The organism is Kitasatospora putterlickiae (assembly GCF_039527695.1).
Taxonomy (GTDB): domain Bacteria; phylum Actinomycetota; class Actinomycetes; order Streptomycetales; family Streptomycetaceae; genus Kitasatospora; species Kitasatospora putterlickiae.
Genome location: NZ_BAAAKJ010000239.1, coordinates 4,787 through 9,302, shown reverse-complemented (window position 1 = coordinate 9,302; position 4,516 = coordinate 4,787). Strand labels below are relative to the sequence as shown.

Below are 4,516 nucleotides of genomic sequence, written 5' to 3'. Positions count from 1 at the left end.
CTTCCGGGGGCGCCCGCCGGGCCGGGACCGGCGGGGTGGGGACCGGTCGACGCCGCGGAGGAGCCGTGCTGCGAGCCGGGCCCGGGTGCGCTCGGGGGCTGCGACTGGGGGGCGGTGCGGCGCCGGCGGGCCAGGACGCGCAGAGCCCACGCCCGCCAGGACCCGGTGCGCGGCGAGCGGGTGGACTGGCCCCGGCCGGGGCGACTGCGCCAGGGCCTGGCCCCCGTCGCGCCGCCCGGCGTCACGACCCGCCGCACGCGGCCCTTGGCCCGGGCCTTCGCGTTCCCGGCCTTGGTGTTGCGGCCCTTGGGCTTGCGGGCCTTGGGTCCGCTCGCGGCGGGCGTCGACCCGACGTGCTTCGGGCCGGTCGTCGCTGGCTGGACTTGCTGCGGCCCGGGGGCGGAGGCGCCCGGTACGGCGGGGGCCGTGGCGGGCTTGCCGGCCGGGGCCTGCGGGGCCGGGGTGTTCGGGGTGCCGGGGGCGGGCTTGGGTGTGCGGCCGTTGAGGATCCGCCCGGCCGCCCGGGCGCGCAGGGCGCCGCGGATGGTCGCGGGCGTCGCTCCACCGCCCTGGTGGCCGCCGGTCGGCTTCCACGAACCGGTGGTGATCCGGTCGGCGACCCGCTGCCGGGTCGCCCCCCGGACCGTGTCCGGTCCGGAGGGCGACCGGTCGGGCTTCGACGCCCCGGATCCCCGGGGGCCGTTGGTGATCCGCTCGGCGATCCGGCGGCGGGCGGCACCGCGGAGGGTGTCCGGCCCGGCCGCCTGGCGCGCCAGCCGATCGGCCCCGCGCTCACGCCCCGGACCGCGCCCGCCCCGGTCACCGAGGGATGAATTCCCGCCCTCGGAAAGGCCGTTCGGGCGCCGGCCCGCGCCGGAGCCCTCCAGGGCAGCTCTGCGGGCCTCACGGACCCGACCGGCCCCCGGAATGCCGCCGCCCCCTGAGCGCCCGTCAGGCGGGCCGCTGGGCCGCCTCCCAGGCCCCTTGCCGCCACCCGGAGCCATGGAGGTGGGGCCGGGGCGGAACGTCGCGGGAACCCCGGAACCGCCCCGGACGGTATTCGGGGCGGGGTTTCGCGTGGACCGGCCGAATTCCGGGCCGGACTGCACGCGCCCTCGCGCAGCCGTCCCGCCCGCAGCCGTGCCGGGGATTCCCGTCCGGGAATTACCGGCGCCCGTCAGGGAATTGCGTTGGCGCTCCACCGTTTCCCGGTGTTCGGCGCGCGCTTTCAGGTAGGCGATGAAATGGGCCGCCCCGCGCAGCGCGGCCACCGTCACACCGGCCATCAGCACGGTCGACATCGCGGCCACATTCGAGAAAGAGCCGCCGGCGGCCGTCGGCTCGCCCGCCGGGGTGGACTCGGCGGCGGGCGCAAGGGCCGGGGCGTCGGGGATCGAGAGCGAGGCGGGCGGGGCGAGGTCGGTGTCCAGCGGGGCGAGGACCGGCGCGCCGGGCGGCGGCGGGTCATCGCCCACGACGCCCGGCACGGTCAGCCGGGGGAACCCGAGCACGGTCCCCCCGGCGTCGTCGTCGGCCATCGGGCCTCCAATCGGGAGTGTCACGCTCCGTCACGGCCCGGGGGTTCCTCCACGCGTACGCGTGCACGCGTAGGTGGAACCCCCGGATTCACGGAGTCGGCGTGTGAATGTGAGCGCGAAGCGTCACCGTGTGCGGGGCGGCCCGGAGGCGGCGTGCTGCTGGGTCCAGGCGGAGAGCAGGCGCACCAGATCGGCCCACGCCTCCTCGCTCTGTCCGGCCTGGGCGCGGGCCAGGTCCCACAGGGCCCGCGCTCGGTCCGCGTTCGTGGCCGTCGCCTCCAGGCGCCTCTGCCAGTAGGCGACCTGCCCCGGCGTGAGCGGCGGCATTTAGGCGCTCTCCTTCAGGAAGTCCAGGAACGCCGGGGGCTTTCCGCCCGCCTTTCCGTCCGGGTTTTCCGTGGCGGCCTGGGAAATGCCGTGGAGGGTGGCGGCGGTGTTCACCGCGTCCGCGCTCCGGGCGGCCTCGGCGCCCGCCTTGGCGGACTTCTCCAGGGCCTTGTTCGCGGCCCGCTCGGCGCGCTTCTTCGGCAGCTCGACGAAGCGGCGGTTGTATTCCGCGTCGAGCTTTCCGGCGGCGTTCACGGCCTCCCGCAGGTGGCTTTCCAGCTTCGCCAGCGGCCGGGTCGCGAGGAAAGCGCGCACCTTGCGCTGGCCGGGCCTGTCGCCGTCGATGTGCACCGACTCCAGATCGGCCCGGTACTCGCGCAGCAGGGCCTGCACCTCGTCGGCCATCTGCCGCAGCCGCTCACGCTGCTGGGCGGCGTAGATGGCCGTCCCGCCCGGCTCCCTCAGGTGGTCCGACGTCCACCTGCTCCCGTTGCTCATCGGTTCTTCCTTCCTGTCCTGCTGTTGGTCGGGGGTGGTGGCCGGTCAGGCCGCGGCGATGAGGGCCGCGGCCGTCTCCCAGCCGTGGTGCCACGCCTGGTCGAGCAGGTAGCCGCCGTTCAGCCCGTGGTCGGCGAGCCGCACGAACCGGCCTTTGCCGGTCTCGTCCGCCAGGCGCCGCAAGGGCTCGCGCCGGTCGGCCACGTAGTGCGTCACGGCCGAGACGGCGAGCGCGGCCACCACCGGCACCGGCCGCAGCCGCACGCCGAGCAGGCGGGTTCCGGCGAGCAGGACGGCGGCCTGCGTGGCGGTGTAGGAGGCGACGTGCGCGGCGCACGCCCGGCGGCCGGCCGCGCTCGACTGGCCCTCGGCGTGGTCGTGCTGGCCCTTGGTGGACGCCTGATAGTCGGTCTGGATCCAGTGGTCCGCGACGTCCGCCGCCGCCCGCAGCAGGGCGTAGGAGACGGTGAAGCGGACCGCCCGGAGGGGCATCGTGGTGTTCATCGGGCTCCGATCAGCGCTCGACGACCGGCTTGTCCAGGTCACGGTGGACGAGGCGGGCCGGGGCGATGGTCTTGGTGAGGCGGCTGGCGAGGACCATGGCGACGGTCGCGGCGCGGTGCCGGCCGCCCGCGCAGCCGACCGCGATGGTCAGCGGCGCGGCGGTCGGCCCGGCGTCGTAGGCCTCGGCCACCAGCGCCGCCGCGAGGACGGACTCCCGGATGCCCGGGGTGGTCAGAACCGCCCGGCGCACCGGCAGGTCATGCGCGGTCAGGTCGCGCAGGGCGGGGTCGACGTGCGGGTCGCGGAAGTGGCGGCGCAGGTCGAGGGTGAGGTGCGCCTCGGGCGGGGCGCCGTGCAGGTAGCCGAAGCTGATCACGCAGATTTCGGTCACGGACATGACACGGGTCTCCTGTTGCTGATGGCAGCGGAGCAGGTCAGAGCGGGGTTCAGGCCGCGAGGGCGGCGGTGTCGGCGCAGGGCAGGCAGGTGCCCAGGTGCGCGGGCAGCACGTATCCGGCGTCGTGCCCGCAGGCGGGGCAGGTGCGGCGCGCCGTGTTGGCCTTGGCGAGGGCGGCGGCCTTCGCGGGGGTCATCGGCCGTACGGGCTTGGCCCTGTCGATCCGGTAGAGGTAGGCGGCGCGCAGGCCCTTGCTACGGCGCGAGCGCCAGCAGACCTGCGCGGCCACCTCCTGACCGCCCGGCCGCAGACCCTTCGCGCGGAGCTGACGGCGGGTGAACAGGCCGCGCGGGGCCATGCGCCACGGGTAGGTCGGCGTTCCGCCGTGGCGCTCACCGGTGGGATCCCAAGCCTGGGGGCGGCTCACTCGTCCTCGTCCGGGTCGTTCTGGGCGAGGGTGTAGTAGCCGGTCAGGGTCAGCGGGACACCGGCGTAGGCGGTGCCGACGCTCAGCCAGGCGTGGGCGCCGGTGCTGCCGTGGTCGACGGCGGCGGGGTCGACGCCCAGGGTCTGGCGCCACTGCTCGAAGTCGCTCAGCGCGGTGTCGCGGTGGAAGCCGAAGGCCAGGCCCCAGGTGAGGACCAGGTTGCCGGAGGAGTCGCGCTCGGCGGACACGACCTGCTCGCTGGTGATCCTCGGGGCGGGCAGGTCGGCGTGGGCGGTGAGCGCGGCCATCAGCGCGCCGGCGGCGCTGACCATCGTGGATGCGGTCTGCATGGTGATGTCTCCTGTGCTGGTCAGCGGGTCGAGGCGGTGGGGCGGTAGCCGTCGGCGATCAGGTCGGCGGCGTCCGAGCGGCGCTGGGAGGCGGTGGCGAGGGAGACGTCCAGGGCCTCGGCGATGGTCTGGAGGGTGACGGCCTCGGGGTTGCCGGCGCCGTCGGCGAGGATCATGCGGGCGACGCGGCGGGTGGCGCGGGCGGCGGGGGTCAGCTTCGCCGTGTCCTCCGCTTCGACCGCGTGCAGCTCCGCTTCAGCGACACGGGCCCGGGCTTCAGCCGCAGCCTGGCGGGCCGTCTCGGCGGCCAGCGTCAGGTCCGCCTCGGCGCGGGCGGCGTCGGCGGCGTCGCGGTCGGCTTCAGCCGCGCGGCGCCGGGCTTCAGCCGTGGCCTCCTCGGCTTCAGCCACAGCCTTGGCCGTTTCAGCCCCACGCAGCCGGGCCTGCTCGGCGGCCTCGTCGTCCTCGGCGCGGG

Annotated in this window: 6 protein-coding genes and 2 pseudogenes; all 8 read right to left on the bottom strand. The window is 76.1% G+C overall.

Annotated elements, in window-relative coordinates; all coding sequences use genetic code 11:
- A pseudogene (locus ABD308_RS24020) lies at window positions 1-1,538 on the bottom strand (hypothetical protein); the annotation flags it as partial.
- A gap of 123 nt (window positions 1,539-1,661) precedes the next feature.
- Window positions 1,662-1,865 (bottom strand): hypothetical protein, encoded by a 204-nt coding sequence (locus ABD308_RS24015; RefSeq protein ID WP_344338467.1) that lies wholly within the window; start codon window positions 1,863-1,865, stop codon window positions 1,662-1,664.
- On the bottom strand, window positions 1,866-2,363 hold the full coding sequence (locus ABD308_RS24010; RefSeq protein ID WP_344338465.1) for a hypothetical protein: 498 nt from the start codon (window positions 2,361-2,363) through the stop codon (window positions 1,866-1,868).
- A gap of 45 nt (window positions 2,364-2,408) precedes the next feature.
- Window positions 2,409-2,867, bottom strand: coding sequence for a hypothetical protein (locus ABD308_RS24005; RefSeq protein ID WP_344338464.1), 459 nt, complete (start codon window positions 2,865-2,867; stop codon window positions 2,409-2,411).
- A 10-nt stretch (window positions 2,868-2,877) separates the two neighbouring features.
- Window positions 2,878-3,264 (bottom strand): RapZ C-terminal domain-containing protein, encoded by a 387-nt coding sequence (locus tag ABD308_RS24000; protein ID WP_344338461.1) that lies wholly within the window; start codon window positions 3,262-3,264, stop codon window positions 2,878-2,880.
- 49 nt (window positions 3,265-3,313) lie between these two features.
- Window positions 3,314-3,691, bottom strand: coding sequence for an RRQRL motif-containing zinc-binding protein (locus tag ABD308_RS23995; RefSeq protein WP_344338459.1), 378 nt, complete (start codon window positions 3,689-3,691; stop codon window positions 3,314-3,316).
- Window positions 3,688-4,041: a hypothetical protein gene (locus tag ABD308_RS23990; protein WP_344338457.1), complete on the bottom strand. Its 354-nt coding sequence runs from the start codon at window positions 4,039-4,041 to the stop codon at window positions 3,688-3,690. Before ABD308_RS23990 ends, ABD308_RS23995 begins: the two co-directional genes overlap by 4 nt.
- 20 nt (window positions 4,042-4,061) lie before the next feature.
- A pseudogene (locus tag ABD308_RS23985) lies at window positions 4,062-4,516 on the bottom strand (DUF2637 domain-containing protein); the annotation flags it as partial.

Coding starts and splice junctions, on each gene's coding strand:
- ABD308_RS23990 (WP_344338457.1), bottom strand. CDS start 4,041: ATGCAGACCGCATCCACGATGGTCAGCGCCGCCGGCGCGCTGATGGCC.
- ABD308_RS24010 (WP_344338465.1), bottom strand. CDS start 2,363: ATGAGCAACGGGAGCAGGTGGACGTCGGACCACCTGAGGGAGCCGGGC.
- ABD308_RS24000 (WP_344338461.1), bottom strand. CDS start 3,264: ATGTCCGTGACCGAAATCTGCGTGATCAGCTTCGGCTACCTGCACGGC.
- ABD308_RS24005 (WP_344338464.1), bottom strand. CDS start 2,867: ATGAACACCACGATGCCCCTCCGGGCGGTCCGCTTCACCGTCTCCTAC.
- ABD308_RS24015 (WP_344338467.1), bottom strand. CDS start 1,865: ATGCCGCCGCTCACGCCGGGGCAGGTCGCCTACTGGCAGAGGCGCCTG.